The organism is Nostoc sp. WHI, from assembly GCF_015714725.1.
In the GTDB taxonomy this organism is placed as follows: Bacteria; Cyanobacteriota; Cyanobacteriia; order Cyanobacteriales; family Nostocaceae; genus Nostoc.
On record NZ_WBKM01000233.1, the window covers coordinates 26,973 to 48,586 of the forward strand.

Consider the following 21,614-nt stretch of genomic DNA (forward strand, 5'->3'; position numbering starts at 1 on the left):
AATTTAGTCTAAATTATTGAGTAAATACATTCTTTACCATTTAAGTAGTAAAACAACTTAAGTATTCTTACGGCGGAATAGGAATAGCTTCTTTGTTATTGTCATCTGATGCTTTGCAAATCAAATTTATATGGGCTAATGGATGATATGGCAAAATCAAAGGAGCTTGCTATATTTTACGCCATTACCTGTGTCTTAATAACAGCGCCAAATTCAAGTGTGTACGGTGATGTGTGAGGATTTGCCAATATGTTGAGATGTTGATGGCTCCCATGAATGTGAATCAGGAGAAAGGACTGTGAAATTACGCTGGTTACTATCCAGTACTATTGGAACTATCTTCATGCTATCGTCGCCGGCAATGGCCGCGAAACTCGAATCTTGGCGTTTTGATGCCAATCAAAACAAGCTGGAAATTAATACTTCAGAAGCTGTTCAACCCCAAGCACAATTAATTTTTAACCCCACTCGTTTGGTAATTGATTTGCCAGGAACCATATTTGGGCGTTCGCAGCTAACCCAACAAATAGGCGGTGCAATTCGTTCGATTCGTGTTGGGCAGTTTGATACAGAGACAACGCGGATAGTTGTTGAATTGACTCCTGGCTATACTTTAGACCCCAAACGAGTAAAATTTGTGGGCACAACTGGCGATCGCTGGACAGTGCAATTGCCTACGCCAGAGTCCAAAGATGTACCCCCAGAAAATACTGAGAGGCAGCAAGAAGAAGTTATCGCCACAGAAACTTCACCGAGAACATCTACACCAGTGTTCTCCCCAAGGAATATTTACAATGTGGTGAGAACCGGCATCGGCAATCCACTTAACAACAGAATGGTTGTCGCCAGGGTTACTCAAATTGAGAATTTACAAGTCACAGGCGATGGTTTTTTCATCCGTACCAGTGGTGGTAATCCTCAGATTCAGGTAAATCGTAGCGCCGATCAGAAGGCGATTAACATCGACATTGCTGGCGCAACTTTATCATCAAGTCTAGAGCCGCGAGATTTGTTGATTAATCGCTATGGTGTCAGCCGTATCCAGTTTACCCAACTGCAAACAAGTCCATCTGTTGTGCGCCTGACTTTAGAGGTGGACGAAAATAGTCCAAATTGGCGAGCAACCACTAGCAGTATTGGTGGTTTTGTAGTTCTACCCAGTCGTGGTGGAGGTAACAGTCCACGCCCTATACAACCGACTAATAGTTCACCCGCTACCATTGAGTCTGTAGAACTGGCTAATAATGGCACACAACTGTTGATTAGAGCCGACCAAACTTTATCCGCTACAGGAGGCTGGGATAGATCATCTGGTCTGTTCCGCATCACTATCAACAATGCTCAGTTAGCTCCCAAAGTCACAGGCCCTGCTTTTAATGCTAATAGCCCGATTCTGCGAGTTCGCCTGCAACCACAACAACCCAATAGTGTCACCGTCTTAGTTCAACCAGCAGCCGGAGTCCAAATTGGTGAACTTAACCAAGTTGGTGACCAACTTTTGGCTCTAGAATTACAACGCTTTGGTAACATCACACCCCCCATTACTTTACCTCCCCTGCGATCGCCAAACCCCACAGATAATCCCCGTCCAATTTCTCAGCCACAACCACGCCCCTCAGTTCCCAGAGGAAAATTGCTAGTAGTTATTGACCCAGGACATGGTGGAAAAGACTCAGGTGCCCCCGGTCTGGGCGGACTGTTAGAAAAGGATGTAGTCTTGCCTATTGGTAGAAGGGTGGCAGCAATTTTAGAGCAAAATGGTGTACAAGCGGTACTAACACGAGATGCTGATTTTTCGTAGAACTTCAGGGACGTGTAGACATTGCTGAACGAGTGAATGCAACCTTGTTTGTCAGTATTCATGCTAATTCCGTTGATAATCGCCCTGATGTCAATGGCTTAGAAATGTATTATTACGAAAGCGGTTACGCTCTAGCTGAAGTAGTTCGTAATACCATCCTCCAGAATATCGATACTCTTAAAAACCGGGGAACCCGCAAGGCGAGATTCTACGTTCTCAGGAAAAGCTCCATGCCTTCGATTTTAGTGGAAACAGGCTATATGTCTGGTCGGGAGGATAATCCGAGATTGGGAACACCGGACTATCAAAATCGGATGGCAGAAGCGATCGCTCGTGGCATCCTCAAATACTTACAGCAGAGGTAAGATAGTAAAAATTATTAATTAAAAACATGGTATTTAAACTTATTTTGTATACAAAATTTAGTAGTAAATTTGTGGATTGTCTGCTAAATTCTGTATTTTAAAGTCAAAAACCTAAATTAACATCTGACTGTGTATTCATCTTTTATCTTTGAAGGTAATCTTGACGATTTTTCTGATCAAGAACCCCAACGTGCTCCAATTGGCATTTTTGATAGTGGTGTGGGTGGGCTGACGGTACTGCGACAAATATATCGGCAACTCCCCAATGAATCAATTGTTTACTTTGGGGATACAGCTCGACTTCCTTATGGAATTCGTTCACAAGCAGAAATTTTACAATTTACCCGTGAAATTATTACCTGGCTACAACAGCAGCAGGTAAAAATGGTGATTATGGCTTGCAACACTAGTTCTGCTCTAGCACTAGAAACTGTACGTCAAGAATTTAGCATACCCATTCTAGGAGTAATCCTACCAGGGGCAAGGGCAGCAGTGCAACAAGGAAGACGGATTGGTGTAATTGCAACCCCAGCTACAGCTAAGAGTAATGCTTATAAGCACGCCATACTCGAAATCGATCCTGATATCCAAGTCTGGCAAGTTGGATGTCCAGAATTTGTACCACTCATTGAGCAAAACCGCATTCACGACCCCTACACGACTGAAGTAGCACGAGCCTACCTAGAGCCTTTACTAGAGCAGCAAATTGATACCTTAATCCACGGCTGTACCCATTATCCACTCCTAGCACCAGTATTGCGATCGCTCCTCCCCTCTCAAGTCCAGATGGTTGACCCAGCTGTTCATGTTGTTGCAGCTTGTGCCCAAGAGCTAGACTTATTAAGCTTAAGAAATACTCACCCACCACTGCCAACTCGCTTCGCGGTTAGCGGTTGTCCACAACAGTTTTCCCAGTCTGGAATGCAGTGGCTAGGCTATACCCCAATGGTTGAAAAGGTTTGCTTTACTGATATCGCTATTTCCCAATTCTAAAAGACGCGATGAATCGCGTCTCTACGAATAACTTTTGTACAGACACGATTCATCGCGTCTCTATTGACTATTAACTGCTTCAGTTACCTTCGTCCTTACTGATATCTCTTGCTTGTGTTCTCCTTTGGCAGATAAAGGAAAACTTGTAGCAACAGTCTTTGTGCCAGTTCGCTTTGCCAGTGCTAATAACAAGTAGACTGTGAACAAATATCCAGACGCTAAAATAAAAATCATCATAGGTATACTTCCGTAAATTATTCTTCTACCAGCACCTTTTCCAAAGGAATCAGGACTTACGCATTGACAAGAAAGAGTAAATATGAGTTATTTGAAAAACCACATTTGTCGTAGGGGCAATTCATGAATTGCCCCTACCGTGCGGGTTTACAACAATCAAAGAATGATTCATAAAAACCTGAAACGACGTATTTACGTTAATACACAACATAATTCTTTTGTACAGTGCGTAAGTACTAGGAATATAAAATCTCATAAAATTAGTAAAACCTCAGTCAACCAAGTGCATCCTTGATGGCTGTAGTTTCCTATGTAAAACTACCTATAGAAATGGAATTCTATACGGACAAAGAATTTATTATCTCATACGATTTATTGCAGACCATACATCCCACAGCAGTTAGATTGTCATGCGACAAGCTAAAACTGCGATTCTCAGGGGTCTACTTGATCTGCGTTATTTTTGCTCACACTGCTGTGAAAGGAGGAATGCTTGCGCTCAACGTGCGCTGAAGACGTGTAGCGGCTTCCCATAGGAATATCGCATAGCTCCAAACCAGGAGTTTCGCATGTCGCACGAAACACGAAAGGAGTTTTTCCCTTAATGTAAGCGACTACTAGTGATTTTACACACACTACACCAACTAAGTAAAGTCAACTAATAGGTGACTTGTCTTTTGGGGTGTGAATATCTGAAAAATTTATAATTCCTATATTTTAGAGTAACACAACGACCCTGAATTTTAAGCCTACTCGTCTGCTAAATTTCAATTTTTTTGAATAACTATGACCTTAGGCTTAGAGAAATTTAGTCTTAGCCAGTAGTGAAAAATTAAAGTTGTATCCAGTTTGTCAATAAGTAATCTTACCTGAATTTAGATTTAATCTGTTCTGTGGCGGAAAACTTGGAAGCGCGGGGAATTGCGTAACACCATCTTCAGTAAAAACCTTTCCTATATACTGAGAAGTCATATTCAAGGTTAGTTTTAAACTGAGCTTGCAAAATTAAGCATAATTACTTATTTCCAAATACACTATTGAGTTAAAATTTAGCAATAGACTAATGAAAATAGGATTACCTGATGAAAACTTTGCGCTGGTACAGGCTTAATCTTAAAATGAGTAATATGTAAACTTTCGTAACCTAAGCCAGAGTCCGCCCATCCATGACCCCAGCCACCTCCATGTTTACCCCTGTGGAAGCAGACCTGCAACTACTAGCAGATAACCTAAAACAGCTAGTTGGAAACCGCCACCCCATTCTGTTTGCAGCAGCCGAACATTTATTCGGAGCTGGTGGAAAGCGTATCAGACCAGCAATTGTCCTGCTAATATCGCGGGCAACAATGTTAGAACAAGACATTACGCCACGTCACCGCCGTTTAGCTGAGATTACGGAAATGATTCACACAGCAAGCTTGGTACATGACGATGTGGTAGATGAATCAGACGTGCGGCGAGGCGTTCCCACCGTTCATAGTTTGTTCGGTAACCGCATTGCCATCTTAGCAGGAGATTTTCTTTTTGCCCAATCGTCGTGGTATTTAGCAAACTTGGACAATTTGGAGGTGGTGAAACTACTTTCAGAAGTAATTATGGATCTGGCTACTGGGGAGATCCAGCAAGGGCTGAATTGTTTTGATGCTAGCATCTCTGTTGAAAGTTACCTCCAGAAAAGTTATTACAAAACAGCTTCTTTAATGGCCAACAGTTCTAAAGCTGCTGGGTTACTCAGTGAAGTCTCCCGAGAAACTGTTGAGCACATGTATAGCTACGGTCGTCATTTTGGTATCGCATTTCAAATTGTCGATGACATTTTAGATTTCACTAGTACAACAGACACCTTGGGTAAACCTGTGGGGTCGGATCTCAAAAGTGGCAATCTGACTGCACCCGTTTTATTTGCTTTAGGGGAAAAACCATCTTTGGAAGTGCTGATTGACCGAGAGTTTACCGAAGAAGGGGATTTAGAGCAAGCACTGGAACTAATTCAAAATAGTCAAGGTATACAGCAGGCGCGAGAGTTAGCTGCTCACCATGCCAAGTTAGCAATTGAACATCTTGCAATTCTCCCACCCTCAGAGTCTCACCAGGCATTGATTAACATAGCTGAATACACACTGAGTCGTCTTTATTAAATTCAGTTATCAGTTCTTAGGTAAAAAGTAGGGATTTAGATCCTAAGTAAAACTTTCCACCTGTTCTTAAGTGGGTGACTCTAGCTCACTAAGAAATTAAAACTTAAAAACTGAAAAATGTTCACTGATAACTATTTATTAATCGATTTTAGGCTTCACCGATAGTTGAGCCAATGGCATGGTTTAAGGGAAAGAAAAAATTTCGTTTCTGCCTAATTTAGAAAACTTTTTTAAAGGAATTTGAGACTTAAAAATTTGGATGTGGGATTGTATCTAAAAAATCCCACATCCAAATTTTTTCTATGCAATATCAGGGGGGATCTGTTTAGGCGATCGCTGTTGTCGTAACTGTTGCTGCATGAGTTTTTCTAGTTCAGTTCGCTTAATTTCAACGGTATGAGTGGTCTTACCCGGCGTTTCCAAAAAAACGATACTATCTACGGGTTCTAATGCCACCATTTGAAACAAAATATGAGTTACAGGAACAATTTTAGCTAGCATTTGAGGGTCAAGCCCAGCAGGGGGAATTAGAGAGACATCTTGTATGGTAGGGAAAGCGTAAATCACACGCTTTTCCAATCCTGGATTAGCACGATTGCTCAATGTAGTTAAAACCCAGCTTGACTCTGAATTTTGGAGAATATAGTACTGGGAGTAGCGTAATTTTTGAGCGATCGCTCTAAGGGCAGGAGCAATTGCTGCAACAAGATGTGGTGTCATGCCATCGCGAGGTGCATTATCAATCAGCAATTGAATTTGTGCTTCTAAATCCATAATGACTTGTATACGACTCCTGGGTAATGGCAATAACATCTATCAAAATGTGAACAATCCCATTAGAGTTGGGAATAATAAAATCAGCCATATCTTAAATATAGGATTGGTCTGCGTTTAGCTTATACGTAAAACCGAAAAAGCCAATACCCACAGTCGTACAGGTTGTATTTAAGTAAGTTAGGGTCTTTTGAAAACCGAGACTATGAATTCAGCCGCAACCGCAACTATTCCATTTGCAACTATTCTGGGAGAAAATTCTACAGGCGTGGAGGTGATCTTTCAACTCCTGTCCAAGGAGTTTCAGCAGTCAACCAAAGCTTCGCAACAGAATTGCCACGATGTAGCAACACGTATTACTACCGAAGTATATCGGATTTGTCATGAAAGTAAACGTATTCAAGCTTCTGGGTCTGTAGAAAGCTCGGCGATGACCCTGGCTCGGCATCGGCTACAACAGTGTCTCAGGTACTATCAATTTGGTTCAAATCGGGGCAGGGTAGAATTACACAGTACTCTGAGTGCAATTATTTATCGTTATATTAATCCTCCTCAGAAGCAATTGAGCTATCAAGGGCGGCTGACTATAATTGAAGACTTCCTCCAGAGTTTTTATCTGGAGGCATTAAACGCTTTCCGGCGAGAAAATCAACTCGGTGCCACCTATCGCCCTCAAACGCTTCTGGAATTGGCAGAGTACATGGCATTTACCGAGCGCTATGGCAAGCGACGCATTCCCTTACCAGGCCGTCAGCAGCAGTTAATTATCCTACGGGCGCAAACTTTTTCCCAACAGCAGCCCCCCGAAACCAGCGTAGATATAGAACAAGCCTCAGAAGGCAGCAGTAATGAAGGTGATGGTTCTTGGGAAGAACCAGCAGTGCACAAATTGCGCTCCACAATGGCAACGCAAGTCGAACCTGAACCCGAAGAAGACACCTTGCGCTCCGTTGTGATTACGGAATTAATGAATTATCTCGAACAACGGCAACAATCTGACTGCGCTGATTACTTTTCTCTTCGCCTCCAGGATCTATCAGCACAGGAAATTGAGTCGATTTTAGGTTTAACCCCTCGTCAGAGAGATTACTTGCAGCAGCGCTTTAAGTATCATTTGATTCGGTTTGCTTTGTTGCACCGTTGGGAATTAGTTCACGAATGGCTGGAAGCTTCTTTGCACACCAATTTGGGCTTAACTCCTCAGCAATGGCAAGTATACACAGCACAGCTGGACAATAAACAACGGTCTTTATTAGAGTTGAAGCAACAAGGAGAAGCCGATGAAAAAATAGCAAAAACTTTAGGGCTATCAATGGCACAACTTCAAAAACGATGGTTTAAGATTCTTGAGCAAGCTTGGGAAATTCGTAACTCATTAGTATCCGGATCAGGTGCATCTACTCATGAATAGTGACTCAGAATCCTTACAACACCAGTGTCTCGATTGGTTATTGACAGATAATGTCAAAAGTAACGAGCAATCGGTAGAATGTGAGGAAAATGACGGGGTACAAAACCTCCTCAACGAAGCCACTGCTTCAAAAAGCAGTGAGCCAAAATTGGGAGGAACGCCCCAGACCTTTCAACTGGGAGAAATTCCTACTGTGCAAGATCGTTTCCAAGCCGTCCTTAAGCGTCGGTTACAAATCCAAGTCCAAGATCACCCACCGTTGTTTCCTTGGGAAACACAATTAATCGACTATCCTGATTTTGTTGACGAGCCATCAATGACACTCGTTCCTAGCTGGGGGTGGATGGTACAACAGGCGAAGCTGAACCTGCCGCGTCCCTTGCCGGAGAAAGTTTTCCGGCAATTACTAGAACAGTGTCAGGCGTTGGTTACATCTTCGATGCCTCTGGGGGCAAAATTAGTTCAAGCAGTGGAGAACTTTTTTCCCAACGAATCTCAAACGCTGAACGACATAGCTGGATTGGTGCTAAGAAGCACCTATCGATCTGTAAATACTCTGGAGACAATGCCCAATATCCAGAGCGATTACTCAGATTTGCAACCGCGTCAACAGATGGCTTTGTCATTGCTAGCAGCTAAACAACTGCTGGAAAATCTGACTCTACCACTTTCAGTAACTAGTCCAGTGGTAGAAAGACAATGGCTAACCAGTGTCGGTACTTTGAACATCAGAGTAGAGTACCAGTCTCTAGGTAAAATTACGAAGTTACTTGTTCAGGCTGAGTTACCCGTTAAAGGAACTTTGACACTTCGGGCAAGTGGCACCTTAGCAATGGCAACATCTTCGACTTCGGGATACTTAAGTGTAGAGTTAAGCTGCGAGCAACTTAACCCAACTTATACTCTGGAGGTTGAGTTTCCAGAAATAGACGAACAATCGTTGTTGTTTGTTATTAGCCCGATGATTTAGTTTAAATTGCCAGCGCTAGCACACTACGTCGTTCAACGCCGATATATATTAAGAGAATTTTCCTGGTTTTGAAGCTTATCCTATTTTTCAACAAGGGTCATTAGGGTGTCTACGAGAAGCAGTTATTACAAAGACACAGGGATGCGGGACGCGGAGATACGGAGAGAGTATTTGATAATTTCTCCGCGTCCCTGCGTCTTCTTCCCTCTCCGTGTCTCTCCCTATTCATCATTTTTTATTTGACACAATAGTAGGTTAGGCAATTACGTCGCCCGCATTGTGTCCGTCGCATCTACATCATTGCTTCCCTTAAAGTCAAATGTTTAACTTATCCAGGATGAATCGGTTTTGGCGTTTTCCCGTAGGTAATTTCTGGCGGCAAAATCCCCAGGGGTCGCCTTTGACAGAAGTGGAAGATTCAATTTCCTTACGGGTGCTGGTGCTAGCGTTGGTTATTTTGGGAATTGTGGCGACGGATATCGCCGCCGAGACTTCATTCAGTTTTTGGGCGTTACCCCTGAGTGTAGTTGGTGCGATTTGGAGTTACTACCGTCGCCGCGATCGGAATATTGCAGTTAAATTCTGCATTGCCATCGGCATGTTAGTTGCACTTGGTGCTTTCTTTGGGCGGTTAGTGGGAGAGTTGAATGATACGCGGTTGGGTTTGGCAGAGTTATTAATTCAACTCCAAGTGCTGCATAGCTTTGATACACCCCGCCGGAAAAATTTGGGCTATTCGATTGTTATCGGACTGATTTTATTGGGTGTGGCAGCAACACTAAGTCAGACTTTAGCATTTGCACCTGTGCTGCTGTTATTTTTAGCGATCGCTCTGCCAACTTTAGTGCTAGATTATCGCTCACGCTTGGGTTTACAGCCATTAAAAACTCAAAAGGAAAAATTCAATCAGAAGAATTACTCAACTCTTAATTTTAAATTTTTAATTCTGAATTTTTTGCTAATTGTCGGTCTGGGGCTGGCAATTTTTGCTGTTTTACCCAGATTCCCTGGTTATCAGTTACGGAATTTTCCTGTAAGTTCTGCTATTCAAGTAAAAGGCAGTTTCACAGGACGTAGTATTATCAATCCTGGTTATGTCCGCCAAGGTAAAGGTAATAATCAAGGCAATGGTAGCGGTGGTACGGGACAAAATCAAACTGGTCAACCAGGTAAAGTAGATAATAATTTTTATTACGGTTTTAATAGCCAAATTAACCAAAACTTGCGGGGCGAGATGAAACCTAAAGTTGTGATGCGAGTGCGATCGCAAGCTGAGGGTTTTTGGCGAGTGCTAGGATTTGACCATTATACAGGTAAGGGATGGGAAGTTTCCCGGAATGAAGATGTTACGACTATCAGGCGATCGCCTTGGTCTTACCAAATTTTTCTTTCCCCATCTGTGATTACTGGTAAAACCCAAGAGGTAGTACAAACTTATACAGTGGTGTCGGATTTGCCTAACCTAATTCCAGCAATGGCTTATCCCAAAGAAATTTACTTTCCAGCACCAGTAATCGCCGTTGATAAAGAAGATGGATTGCGATCGCCTGTGGAATTATCCGAAGGACTGACTTACACAGTAATTTCCGAAGTACCATACCGCGATCGGACTTTGTTAGGTGAAGCTTCCACTCAATATTCAGAATATATTAAAAAGCATTATTTGCAAATTCCTCCCGAAATTGTCGAAAAAGTCCGGCAACGGACTGAAGAAATTCTCGTCAACTACAATCAAGAACGAGTCGCAAAGTCTTCTAAAAGCCTAGATTCACCCTATGAAAAGGCTCTTTACTTAGCTCAATACCTAAAACAACACTACTCTATTCCCCAAAATCCTTTAGGACTGCCTTATTTGGATGAAAAAGAAGACTTGGTAGAAGCTTTTTTGTTCAAGCAAAAAGGAGGTTATCCAGACCATTTCTCGACAGTTCTCACGGTGATGTTGCGTTCCATTGGCATCCCAGCGCGGTTGGTAGCAGGGTTTAGTGCTGGAGAATTTAACCCATTTACGGGATTGTATGTTGTCCGTAATACTGACGCTTATGCGATGACGGAAGTATATTTTCCTAAATATGGTTGGTTTGCCTTTGACCCTATTCCCAATCATCCTTTAATTCCCCCATCTATTGAAGACACTCAGACTTTTAGTGTCTTGCGCCAGTTGTGGCACTGGGTTGCTGGATGGTTGCCGTCTCCAGTGACAGGTTTGTTGAATAATGTATTTGGGACAATATTGAGTTGGATTATTAGAGCGATCGCTTGGTTTTTCGCTTTATTTTCTCAAGGTTGGTTCGGCGTATTGACTGGCTTAATCTTGGGGACTGTTATAGCCTTCTTCGGTTGGCTGGGTTGGGGACAGTGGCGAGAGTGGCGCAACCGCCGATGGTTAAAGAAATTGCCAGCGATGGAGAGCATTTATCAACAAATGCTGCAATGGACAGCCCAAAAAGGTTTGGGCAAACATCCAGCCCAAACACCTTTAGAGTATGCCAGAGTCTCATCCCAGCATCATGCCCCAGCAACTTCTGAGGTAATAGATGAGATTTCTCAAGCCTATGTTAGCTGGCGTTATGGTGGCCATACGCCTAACTTGAAGGGACTGCGACAAAGGTGGCAAGGTTTGAAAAAAACCGCTAAGACTGATAAGTAATTGAATACTTTGGATAAATTACTCACAAAGGGAGATAGAGTACGACTTCCTTCTATTCTGCTTGCTCACTACAATCAACAAGCAGGAGTAATTCATCAATCGCCTGTCTAATGGGCTGAGGCGAACTTGTTACATGGCAAAGCAACTCGGTTTCTGTTTTGTATTGAACAAGTAAAATTATGAAGGATATGGTATTTTATCCTTCATATTTCATCATTTACTAATACTTCCGCTCTTTTGGCTCAAACATAGTAATCGCCACGGGACGATACTGAATGTCAATTCCTGCTGGTGAATAGTAAGCCATTGTGTGTTTGAGGAAGTTGGCATCATCTCGCTGGGAATAATCTTCGCGGAAATGAGCGCCACGACTTTCTTGCCGATTCAGGGCTGATACCAAAATAGTCTGTCCCACTACCATCAAACTTCGCAATTCCAAAGCCTCTACGAGCTCTGTATTCCAGCAACTACCTTTGTCATCTAAATAAATTTGCGGGTATTGCTGTTGTATTTCTTCTAGTTTTTGCAAACCTTCCCTCATTAATGCCTCAGTGCGGAAAACGCCGCAATACTCAGTCATACAATCCTGGAAGGCTTGACGGACTTGGTTAATGCGATACTGTCCTGGTTGTTCTAGTAAAGCTTGAATTTGTTGCTGGGCTTCTGTTACATAGTGCTGTTCATCCACAGAGGGCAACTTGCGTTTTTGCACGTATTTTGCGATCGCAGCCCCAGTCCGCTTACCATAAACCACGCATTCCAATAGAGAATTACTCCCCAAGCGATTAGCACCATGCACAGAAACACAAGAAGTTTCCCCAGCAGCAAAGAAAGCCTCAACTAAACCATCACCACTGCTGCGGACTTGACCATCAGTGTTAACTGGGATACCACCCATACAATAGTGAATTGTCGGGCGGACTGGCATCGGTTGAGTCACAGCGTCAACACCTACCAAACGGTGTGCTTCTTCCCAACAGAAGGGAACGCGACTCATAATTTTTTCTTTGCCTAGATGTCGCAGATCCAGATAGACAAAGGGGCCACCAGCAGTACCATCAATATGGATACCACGTCCGGCGCGAATTTCGTAAGCGATCGCTCGTGAGGTAATATCACGAGGAGCTAGTTCCATGCGACTGGGTGCATAGTTAGCCATAAAGCGATCGCCTTCACTATTAATTAGATACGCTCCTTCTCCCCGTACTGCTTCCGAAATCAGCACTCCTACCGGATATAAACCAGTGGGATGAAATTGGACAAATTCCATATCTTCGAGGGGCAAACCTGCGATCGCCGTCATTGCTAAACCATCACCCGAAGAAGCGTAATCATTAGAGGTGGTGTTATAAACGCGACCATAGCCCCCCGTAGCAAACATCACCGCCTTAGCCCGCACCACCTCAATATGTCCATCTAAGAGATTGAACATTACCACACCCTTCGCCTCATTTTCTGACAAAATAAGACGCATCACGTACCACTCTTCATAAACTTGCACTCCATAACGCCGCAGGTTGTTCACCAATTCGTGCAAAATCGCGTGACCAGTCTTGTCTGCGGCGTAGCAAGTGCGGTTGTGGGAATGTCCGCCAAAAGCGCGTTGGGCAATGCGACCATCGGGTAAACGAGAGAACAAAACGCCCATGTGTTCCAAGTCAATCACCACATCTGGCGCTTCCTGGGCGAGGATTGCTACTGCATCTTGGTCTGCCAAGTAATCAGAACCCTTGACAGTATCAAAAGCGTGTGCTTCCCAACTATCCTCCGAATCAACATTTTTCAGCGATGCAGCCATACCACCTTGAGCCGCAACCGAGTGGGAACGAATTGGGTGGGTTTTGGCAACCACAGCAATATTTAAATTGGGGTCAGTGCGCGCAATTTCCACAGCAGCACGACATCCCGCCAATCCACCCCCGATAATAATCACATCGTGTTCCAGCATAACTAGCCTCTAACTGCAAACCACTGCTGTTCTATTGTAGAGAGGTGATTAATCAAGTAGTGTGTTGCGGCAGTTGCGATCGCGTCTATACAAAAAAATTCCCTGCCTATAGACAGGGATATTATTAAAAATTTTGAAATAAGGAGTGAAAAGTTAAAAATGAAGAGTTATGAGACAAATAAAGTTACTCCTAACTCCTAACTTCTAACTCTTTAGCTAGTTGCTTGTACAGGTTGTTGCTGAGACACATTACCTGGCATGGTTTCCATTTTGGTTCCCAGTCCTACAGGAACTACTTCAATATGATTTAACAATGTAGTCACAAAGGCAAAAAGCAAGAAAGGCAGCGATAGCAGAACGACCAGTCCCACTGTTGCTAAAGCGTACACCGGTTTCTTAGCACCCATTAGCGCCAAGGCTGATGCCAAACTTAGAGTAATTGTAATCAACCAAACAATTATTTGACCGTAGATATCGCCAAAGGTCAGGGTACAGACAAACCGATAGTTTTGAATATTATTTCCGCTCATCACATTTGCCTCAAGTCTCTCCTAATAGGTTCTACATTAGAGCCATGTTTATCTTGTAGACAATATTCTAAATATTTTTGCAAGGTTTGTAATATCACTTTACAATCAACTTTTTTTGTTGCAAAGGAGAATGCCTAAATTGAGTGTTTACAGTTTTTCGGGACTGGATAATTTAACATACAACACGACCAACTATGAACGAGCTACATTTTAATCTAACATATTTGATTAATTATCGTAACTTCTAAATTAATCAAAGACCAAAGAAGACTTTATTCAGCTATTTTTATTTTATAAATGCCATTTATTATTTTACATTGAACAAAATTTTACTTTAATGGGAGTAATTGGGCAATAGAGACATGAAGAAATTAAATAAACAACTACTTAATAATTTTTGAATAAATGAAAAGATTCGAGTGGTAATGAAATCGCTAACAAAGACTCTTTACCCGATAATGGTATCACTATTTTGCATGATGCAGAAATATAAAAAAATACCGCAATTTGAAAGTTAACATGTATTAAGAGCGTTTTCATCCACCAGAATATTTTTGGTTTTCGCCGGAGAAGCCAGGATAATTTTTGTCATCTATCAAACTCAGGATATTCAGGCTATAGAAATTAATTTTTTACTAGTAACTCTTAAAGAGATAAATTCATCAAAGCCAGGATGCAAAAACCTATTTTTTGGTGTTAAATTTTGATTGTTGCCCGAATTTGTTGGCTTAAATCAACAAAACCCTTTATATCTCGTGGCAATGTTGTTTTAGGAGTGAACGTGAATACTATTTTTCTTCGTAAAGGTGTTTTTTGGTTGCCAAGTCTAGCTGCTCTTACAGTCCTGAGTAGCGGCTTATCTGTAGTTGCCCAGACAGTAGACAAGGTGGACACTCAGCCATCAATCGAACCTTCTGTAACCGTAGCATTTCCCAACGAGTTGAGTACAGAACTAGAAGCTAAAAATCAAAACCTCTCGACAGAAACAACTGAACCATCCACAGTTACAAATTTAATTAAAGTACAGCAGTTCAGCAAAGCTGTTGCTAGTGTAACGCTTACACCCATTCCAGGCACAGTAGCAACCTCATCTGCAATGCTCACTCCTGAGTCTGTAAAACCGACTTCTCAACCGATTTCTGAATCATCTGCTCCCAGAGTGGCACAATCGGACATTGATTTAGGTAGACGTACCCGTGGCGGCAGCAGTTATCTAGGTGTTGCTGGTAACGTTGGTTTGCGTGGTGGTGACTCATCTTTGGGCGATGGTAACTTTGCGGTAATCAGCAAAGTCGGACTGACAAATGCCATATCGGTTCGACCCTCAGCCGTGTTTGGGGACACTACCACAGTTCTACTTCCTATCACCTACGATTTTTCCTTCCAGTCAGCAGATCCTTTTAGCGAATCGTTACCAATTGCACCTTACGTTGGAGTAGGTGCAGCTTACAAAACTGGTAATGATTCGCAATTTGCCTTTTTGCTATCGGGTGGCATTGATGTACCTCTAAGTTCGCAATTCACGGTAACGGCCGCTGTAAATGCTGGATTTTTTGATGAAACTGATGTGGGCTTGTTGTTAGGAGTAGGTTACAACTTCACTGGCTTTTAAAAATTAGGAGTTAGGAGTTAGGAGTTAGGAGTTAGTAATGTTTTACTCGTAACTCATAATTCATAACTCCTAATTTTCTACTTAGGGGTAACTTTGTCAATCACCTTAATTTTGCCATCGTCTCCTACTGTCCAAACATCATAAACACCAACTACATCACCGTTAGCATCAACATCTACGTTGCCACTGGCTCCTTGGTAGTTAATATCTTGACCCTCTTTGAGTAACTTCAGTCCCTCGCAGACATCGGTAACTTCTGTTCCAGGGGCATTGGTAACTTCACGGATTTTGCTGGCTATGCCAACGCCTGTATTTTCTTTAGCAGCTTGTGCTGCCAACGTCAATAAGGCAGCCGCATCCCAAGCTTGAGGAGCGTATTCCCCTGGTGAACCGCCCTTTTTCTCCTTCCACAACTTGTTGAAACCCTCTAGTGCTTTACCATCGGAACCGGGAACTGTACCGATCGCTCCAGTTAAGATATACTTACCATCACTGTCTTTGCCAACTTGTTCTGGAAAAGTAGGTGATTTGACACCATCTGTCAGCAAAATCTGTACACCCTTTGCCACACCTTGTTGATAAGCAGCTTTCAGAAAAAGACTGCCAGTTTCAGCGTACAGTACAGCTAGAACTGCGTCTGGCTTACCAGCAAAAGCAGCAGCAGCTTCAGTGTCAAATGTCTGGGCTTTCGGATCGTAGCGAACAGGTTTGTCTTTGTTAACTATGGTTCCCCCCAATTTTTCAAAAGTTTGCACAAATGCTTTTTCAAACCCAACGCCATAGTCGTTGTTAATCACAACTGTAGAAATTCGCTTGAAACCTTTTTTATTGGCAAGTTGGGCTAATGCCAGTGCTTGGTAGGTATCGGGGGGAGCTGTACGCGCCCAAAAGCCTTTAAAGTCATTTTTTTGGGCTTTTTCGGTAAAAACAGGACTGGTGCTGCCAGGAGAAACTAGCATAACTTTATTCGGCGTAGCAATGGAGACTGCTGCACTAGATACGCTACTGGCAAAGGAACCAACTACCCCCGCCACCTTATCTAAAGTTGCTAGTTTGGTCATACCAGCAGCACCAGCTTTAGGGTCAGTTTGATCGTCTACTTGCACTAGGGTCACTGGTTCGCCATTCACGCCACCGCAAGCGTTGACTGTATTGACGAGTAAAGGAACAGAACCTAACATCTGCTGTCCAACAGAAGCTAAGTCCCCGGTTGTCGGTAGCAGGGAACCAATTTTTAGCCCTTTGCCACTGCTGCCTGTGGTAGTTGAATTTCCTGCTGGGGTAGCGGTACTTCCGTTGTTAGCTGTGCCATTGGGGGTACTGCTATCACCACAAGCCCCAACTAGGAACCCAGTTACTAGGGTAGCTATACTCAAAGTTAAGGCGGCGCTAATTTTTCTCATAAGTCACTTTTACTCCTCAGATATTTAGGAGCCTAAAAGTAAGATTCAAACTAGATTTGTTAAGTTAGCTGGATCTTATCATTACTCCAAAGGATAAATCATATCATCCATCTTTGGAAGTAAAAGTATCTACTCCTGTATGAGTATTTTCTCTTTGGTGCGGAATATACTCTATTCTTTAAAAGCTGGAAAACGGAGAGGGAGGGATTCGAACCCTCGGTACGGAGTTGCCTGCCGTACAACAGATTAGCAATCTGCCGCTTTCGACCACTCAGCCACCTCTCCTGAGTCACGAATAATAATGTTAGCAGATTTATTGAGAAGAGTCAATAGTCATTTGTCATTAGTAATGACAAATGACTACTTGCTCAAAGGACTTGCGATCGCATCCAAGCCACGGGCAAAGAACGTAACTTTTGCCACTGGGGCACGTAGGCGCGTCGAGTGAAGGCATTGTAATCGTTGCGTTCAATTACGGTTAAAATTCCACTATAATGCATCATAGCCGCCCACACAGGCCAACGACCTTCAGAAGATAAGTAGGAAATTCCCTTTTCTGCCTTGGTATAAAATTGTCGTGCCCGGTCAATTTGAAAGCGCATCAGGGAACGCCAGCGTTCATCCACCACACCCTCGAACAAGTCTTGTTCGGTGTAGTTGAATTTTGCCAAATCTTCTAGGGGAATGTAGATTCGTCCCCTCCGGGCATCCTCGCCCACATCGCGTAAGATGTTGGTCAGTTGCTTGGCAATTCCCAAGGCAATTTCTTCTTCTGTGGGAATATATAGCTGTTGTTCACGGTTCCACGGAGCTATATTTGTGGTAGTATCCAACCCCAAGACTGCTGTTGACATCAAGCCTACAGTGCCAGCAACACGGTAACAGTAGAGGTATAACTCCTCAAAGGTTTCATAACGACTGCGATATAAGTCCATGCGCTGACCGGCAATCATATCCCGAAAGGGCTGAATGTCCATCGGGAAACGTTGAATGGTATCTACCAAAGCTACATCGAAGTTGTCCAATGGTCGTCCAGCAAACATCGATTCGAGCTGCTGCTCCCATCGGTCTAGGGTTTCTGGCGTGGTGATAGCAGATGTGGGGCCATCTACCAGTTCATCTAAACGGCGACACCAAGCATAAATTGCCCAAATAGCAGGACGTTTTTCTTTGCTCAGGAGCAAAGTACTGAGGTAAAAAGTCGTGGAATACTTGGCTATGAGGTGACGACAAAGTTCGTAGGACTCGTCCAGAGAGACCAGCGTTTTCATGCGCGGTGGGGATTCAGGCAGTTGCAGCATTCGTTGCGGGCGGTCGGGTGAGCGTTTGCAGGTTTGAGGAATTTGCTACCGGGAGAGCCTCAGAAATTGCCTGCGCTGTTAGCTTACCAGAAAGTACGGCACCTTCCATACTGCCTAAGTAGCGTTGCATAGTGTAACTTCCTGCGAGATAGAAGTTGGCAATGGGCGTAACTTGTGCAGGACGGTACTGTTGACTACCAGGGGTCGCTTTGTAAACTGAACGCGGCGTTTTCACTACATGAGATTTCAACAACGTTGCTGGATTATCTCCCCCAAAGTGGTTGGGGAATAGTTTTTCTAACTCGGCAATCGTTGCAGCCACAATCTCCTCATCGGATTTGGCAATCCAATCTTTTGCCGGGGCTAGAACTAATTCCAGCATTGAGCGATTGGGGTTGGCGTATTCACGGCAGGTATTGCTCATATCAGCATAAACGCTGAGGAGGGGCGATCGCGAAAATAGCAAGTGATCAATTTCTGTAAGTTTCCGGTCAAACCACAAATGTAGGTTAATCACTGGTACTCCTTCCAAACCTTCTAGCTTTTGGAAAAACTCCATAAGTTTCCAAGGTTTAGGCAAGATTACCTTCAAAGGATCAACCGATATAGCAGATACATAGGAATCAGCCATGAAAACTTCATCTTCTGCACCATTTAACCCCCGAATCAAGTATCCTTTAACCGTGCCATCGGCGTTGAGCAAAATCTCTTTCAAGGGGGCATTCAACCGCACTTCTCCACCACGCTCTGTGATGTAATCGACGATAGGGCTGCATAGCCGTTCTGTGGGAGAACCATCCAAAAACGCAATTTTAGAGCCATATCGTTCTTGCAGAAAGCGATTCAGTGCAGTTAATAAAATCGTTGCCGAAACTTCATCAGGATTGATAAAGGTGAGGGCTTTACATGCGGCGATAAAAACGTCACTAGTTACTCGCTCGTCAACACCTTGCCTTTTCAACCATTCTAAGAAGCTGTACTTGTCCATGTCTTCAACATACTTCTGACCCCGAACCACTGCGGGAAGTAGGCCAATTGCAAATCGAATCTTCTGCTCCCAAGTCAACATATCTTTGTTGCGAAGAATCGACGCAATCACGTTGAAAGGAGATGGAATATCTGGAACATCAAAACGTGATAGTGTCCCAGGCTTGTCCGGTTGATTGAAAATCAGTGTATGGTCTTTCCACTGGAGTCTATCCTCAATGCCCAACTCCTTGAGCAATTGAAGCATATTCGGGTATGCCCCAAAGAAGGCGTGTAACCCGGTTTCGTACCAGTCGCCGTCAGAGTCTTTCCACGCCGCAACTAGACCACCCAGTACGTCCCGGCTTTCCAAGACAATGGGAGTGTGACCTGCGTCTGTGAGATATTTCGCGCAGGAAAGTCCTGCTAGACCAGCACCCGCGATCGCTACTCGCATTTAACCCTAATGCCCTTCAATATTTCTTAATGGTTTTATCGTTCTCATTATACGTTGCAATCTGTTACATTTGGTAGCTATTGGGCGATCGCTTTTCTAAAAAACTTCTATAAAAGAAAATTTTACCTTACACGCACCTACCAAGACAAATTGCCAATACCATTATTGGCAATGGTTTGTGGCGTGCATTTCATCTAGATTTACACCACCAGATATAGAGAGACAAAAGTCATTCTTTTGACTAAAAATAGGTAGTTACAAACTGATTTCTCCAAGTAGTTGATTTCTTTGGGAATCTATGTATTTGCTCCGAGGAAATGTCTAGACATTAGTAAAAACTGCTAGTTGATTTCTGGGTTACTTTCTTTAGACAAATATACTATTTTTGTAAAAATTATGTAAAGAATTATTGAATAAATTTATAGACATAAGTTTCCTAAAATTTAGATAGCAAGATATAAACGCAAAAATGCTTTTGCGAAAAAACTCATCTATGCTTACGTAAGTAATACTATGTAATTTGTATCTTAATTGTTAAAAATGAATAACGATACTTGCTGAGAGTATATTTACTGTTTCTTTTTATAAATCAGTCTTTTTTAAAGACTTACTGAGAGGTTGAAGGAAATTGAGCATGGGGCATTGTTAAAGAAGCGGGAGAACAAACAGAAAATTTTTCTCCTCTCTGTGCAACTGTGTCCTCCTGCCTGTTAAAAGTCCCCATTCCCCATCAGGGTGTAGGATCAGGTTTATGTCTTCTAAGTTGAACATCGCAGTTGTTGGCTACACAACTATAGGTAAAGGATTATGGCAGTATCGCAGGAGCTAAAGCGCTTTGGACATCACCTAATTCTGGGTGTTTCCAGTAGTACATTAAGCGATGACGATAAACGCGCACTCAATGAATTAAAACCAATTGGGGTGATATTTTTCGCTAAGAACTTTCTAGATAACATCCCCTATGAGTCTTGGCTGGAAAGCTTCAAGGATTTGAACAATCAGATACGAGAATATACTGAACGTGAATCGATGTTTATGACTCTCGATCATGAAGGAGGTCGTGTAATTCGTACACCACTGCCGATTACCCGATTTCCTCATGCTTTATTGCTGCGATCGCACGCCCGTGAAGTAGCAAAAGCTACAGCAGTAGAACTAAAATCACTGGGAATTAATTTATCCTGGGCACCTATAGCAGATATTTTTTCCCATCCGAACAACCCGGTCATTGGGTCTCGCGCCTTTGGCAACACTCCCGAAACTGCTACTCAATCTGCCCGTGACTACTACCTTGGACTTCGAGAGTCAGGAATTCTGGGATGCGCCAAGCATTTCCCCGGACATGGAGATACCAGCAAGGACTCTCACATTGAGCTACCAATACTCAATTTGACTTTAGAAGAATTGCGACTTCGAGAACTTATACCCTTCAAAGCGCTGATAGAAGTACAGATTCCTTTAATCATGACTGCCCATATCTTATTTCCCAATATAGATTCTGATGTACCAGCAACACTTTCTCCGGCTATCCTCAAAACCATACTTAGGGGGGAACTTGGCTTTAAAGGAGTGGTTGTATCTGACGACTTGGATATGAAAGCTATCTCAGATATGTTTAATAAAGCTGGTACTGTGGCGCGGGCATTTCACGCAGGCTGCGACCTGTTTATTGTCTCGCGGAATATTAATTCTTCATCTACTGAAAGAATTTATCACATTGCCGAAGATTTAGCCAATTCCCTCAGTCAGGGAAATTTAGATGAATCAGTAGTGGAAGCAGCCAGAGAAAGAATCGATAAATTACTGGCAGTAACACCGCAATATCCCGTCCATGCTCTGGATAAAAATATACTACTGCAACATGCTCAACTAGCGATCGCTAGTTCCTATTAATAATAGGTGGTATGGGTTGAACCTATTTCTGCGAGTTAAGAGCTATCTGCACAGCAGTTATGCCAATCTTCCTGGGGTATCTGCTCTAAGTGATTGACGCGATCAAGTTCCAGTTTAGTTCAGCCTAATACAGCATTGAAAAAGCTGGTGACAATAGTGGCTCAC

General features: G+C 43.0%; 14 protein-coding genes, 1 tRNA gene and 1 pseudogene. 8 read left to right on the plus strand and 8 right to left on the minus strand.

Annotated features, from left to right (window positions below):
• Window positions 1-298 precede the first annotated feature (298 nt).
• Both F8S12_RS23290 and murI read left to right on the plus strand, forming a co-directional pair.
• Window positions 299-2,166, plus strand: a pseudogene (locus tag F8S12_RS23290) (N-acetylmuramoyl-L-alanine amidase).
• 129 nt (window positions 2,167-2,295) lie between these two features.
• The gene (gene murI / locus F8S12_RS23295) at window positions 2,296-3,159 is read left to right on the plus strand and encodes a glutamate racemase (RefSeq protein WP_196518691.1); all 864 of its coding nucleotides are present in this window, start codon (window positions 2,296-2,298) and stop codon (window positions 3,157-3,159) included.
• Window positions 3,160-3,219: 60 nt separating this feature from the next.
• On the opposite strand, the gene F8S12_RS23300 is transcribed toward murI, so the two are convergent.
• Window positions 3,220-3,417, minus strand: a complete 198-nt coding sequence (locus F8S12_RS23300) for a hypothetical protein (protein WP_196518709.1) — start codon at window positions 3,415-3,417, stop codon at window positions 3,220-3,222.
• A 1,145-nt stretch (window positions 3,418-4,562) separates the two neighbouring features.
• Here F8S12_RS23300 and sds point away from each other — a divergent pair.
• On the plus strand, window positions 4,563-5,534 hold the full coding sequence (sds, locus tag F8S12_RS23305) for a solanesyl diphosphate synthase (RefSeq protein ID WP_196518692.1): 972 nt from the start codon (window positions 4,563-4,565) through the stop codon (window positions 5,532-5,534).
• A gap of 300 nt (window positions 5,535-5,834) precedes the next feature.
• Here sds and F8S12_RS23310 read toward each other — a convergent pair whose 3' ends face one another.
• Window positions 5,835-6,308, minus strand: coding sequence for a hypothetical protein (locus tag F8S12_RS23310; protein WP_196518693.1), 474 nt, complete (start codon window positions 6,306-6,308; stop codon window positions 5,835-5,837).
• Window positions 6,309-6,513: 205 nt separating this feature from the next.
• Between F8S12_RS23310 and hetZ the strand changes: the two genes are divergently transcribed.
• The 3 genes from hetZ (at window position 6,514) to F8S12_RS23325 (ending at window position 11,339) form a co-directional block, all read left to right on the plus strand.
• Window positions 6,514-7,719, plus strand: a complete 1,206-nt coding sequence (gene hetZ, locus F8S12_RS23315) for a heterocyst differentiation protein HetZ (RefSeq protein WP_196518694.1) — start codon at window positions 6,514-6,516, stop codon at window positions 7,717-7,719.
• Complete coding sequence (locus F8S12_RS23320; protein WP_196518695.1) at window positions 7,712-8,689, plus strand: PatU; 978 nt, start codon at window positions 7,712-7,714, stop codon at window positions 8,687-8,689. Before hetZ ends, F8S12_RS23320 begins: the two co-directional genes overlap by 8 nt.
• A 319-nt stretch (window positions 8,690-9,008) precedes the next feature.
• Window positions 9,009-11,339, plus strand: coding sequence for a transglutaminase TgpA family protein (locus F8S12_RS23325; protein ID WP_442946824.1), 2,331 nt, complete (start codon window positions 9,009-9,011; stop codon window positions 11,337-11,339).
• A gap of 220 nt (window positions 11,340-11,559) precedes the next feature.
• On the opposite strand, the gene F8S12_RS23330 is transcribed toward F8S12_RS23325, so the two are convergent.
• Both F8S12_RS23330 and F8S12_RS23335 read right to left on the minus strand, forming a co-directional pair.
• On the minus strand, window positions 11,560-13,287 hold the full coding sequence (locus F8S12_RS23330) for a succinate dehydrogenase/fumarate reductase flavoprotein subunit (RefSeq protein WP_196518696.1): 1,728 nt from the start codon (window positions 13,285-13,287) through the stop codon (window positions 11,560-11,562).
• 212 nt (window positions 13,288-13,499) lie between these two features.
• The gene (locus F8S12_RS23335) at window positions 13,500-13,817 is read right to left on the minus strand and encodes a hypothetical protein (protein ID WP_196518697.1); all 318 of its coding nucleotides are present in this window, start codon (window positions 13,815-13,817) and stop codon (window positions 13,500-13,502) included.
• Between the two features lie 781 nt (window positions 13,818-14,598).
• Between F8S12_RS23335 and F8S12_RS23340 the strand changes: the two genes are divergently transcribed.
• On the plus strand, window positions 14,599-15,429 hold the full coding sequence (locus F8S12_RS23340) for a hypothetical protein (protein ID WP_196518698.1): 831 nt from the start codon (window positions 14,599-14,601) through the stop codon (window positions 15,427-15,429).
• Between the two features lie 77 nt (window positions 15,430-15,506).
• Here F8S12_RS23340 and F8S12_RS23345 read toward each other — a convergent pair whose 3' ends face one another.
• From F8S12_RS23345 to pds, 4 genes are all read right to left on the minus strand, one after another.
• Complete coding sequence (locus tag F8S12_RS23345; protein WP_196518699.1) at window positions 15,507-16,832, minus strand: ABC transporter substrate-binding protein; 1,326 nt, start codon at window positions 16,830-16,832, stop codon at window positions 15,507-15,509.
• A 193-nt stretch (window positions 16,833-17,025) separates the two neighbouring features.
• Window positions 17,026-17,117 (minus strand) — tRNA-Ser (locus F8S12_RS23350).
• An 83-nt stretch (window positions 17,118-17,200) separates the two neighbouring features.
• Window positions 17,201-18,133: a 15-cis-phytoene synthase CrtB gene (gene crtB / locus F8S12_RS23355; RefSeq protein WP_196518700.1), complete on the minus strand. Its 933-nt coding sequence runs from the start codon at window positions 18,131-18,133 to the stop codon at window positions 17,201-17,203.
• Window positions 18,117-19,556 carry a 15-cis-phytoene desaturase gene (pds, locus tag F8S12_RS23360; RefSeq protein ID WP_196518701.1) on the minus strand — a complete coding sequence of 480 codons (1,440 nt, stop codon included), beginning with the start codon at window positions 19,554-19,556 and terminating at the stop codon, window positions 18,117-18,119. The genes crtB and pds overlap by 17 nt, the downstream gene beginning before the upstream one ends.
• 807 nt (window positions 19,557-20,363) lie before the next feature.
• Here pds and nagZ point away from each other — a divergent pair.
• Entirely contained in the window at window positions 20,364-21,449 is a 1,086-nt protein-coding gene (nagZ, locus tag F8S12_RS23365) for a beta-N-acetylhexosaminidase (RefSeq protein ID WP_196518702.1), read from the plus strand.
• Window positions 21,450-21,614: the final 165 nt, after the last annotated feature.

Excerpts from the sequence above, each read along its gene's own strand:
- sds (WP_196518692.1), top strand. The coding sequence starts at position 4,563 with ATGACCCCAGCCACCTCCATGTTTACCCCTGTGGAAGCAGACCTGCAA.
- F8S12_RS23330 (WP_196518696.1), bottom strand. The coding sequence starts at position 13,287 with ATGCTGGAACACGATGTGATTATTATCGGGGGTGGATTGGCGGGATGT.
- F8S12_RS23325 (WP_442946824.1), top strand. The coding sequence starts at position 9,009 with ATGTTTAACTTATCCAGGATGAATCGGTTTTGGCGTTTTCCCGTAGGT.
- F8S12_RS23320 (WP_196518695.1), top strand. The coding sequence starts at position 7,712 with ATGAATAGTGACTCAGAATCCTTACAACACCAGTGTCTCGATTGGTTA.
- crtB (WP_196518700.1), bottom strand. The coding sequence starts at position 18,133 with ATGCTGCAACTGCCTGAATCCCCACCGCGCATGAAAACGCTGGTCTCT.
- F8S12_RS23335 (WP_196518697.1), bottom strand. The coding sequence starts at position 13,817 with ATGAGCGGAAATAATATTCAAAACTATCGGTTTGTCTGTACCCTGACC.
- F8S12_RS23345 (WP_196518699.1), bottom strand. The coding sequence starts at position 16,832 with ATGAGAAAAATTAGCGCCGCCTTAACTTTGAGTATAGCTACCCTAGTA.
- F8S12_RS23310 (WP_196518693.1), bottom strand. The coding sequence starts at position 6,308 with ATGGATTTAGAAGCACAAATTCAATTGCTGATTGATAATGCACCTCGC.
- nagZ (WP_196518702.1), top strand. The coding sequence starts at position 20,364 with ATGGCAGTATCGCAGGAGCTAAAGCGCTTTGGACATCACCTAATTCTG.
- pds (WP_196518701.1), bottom strand. The coding sequence starts at position 19,556 with ATGCGAGTAGCGATCGCGGGTGCTGGTCTAGCAGGACTTTCCTGCGCG.
- hetZ (WP_196518694.1), top strand. The coding sequence starts at position 6,514 with ATGAATTCAGCCGCAACCGCAACTATTCCATTTGCAACTATTCTGGGA.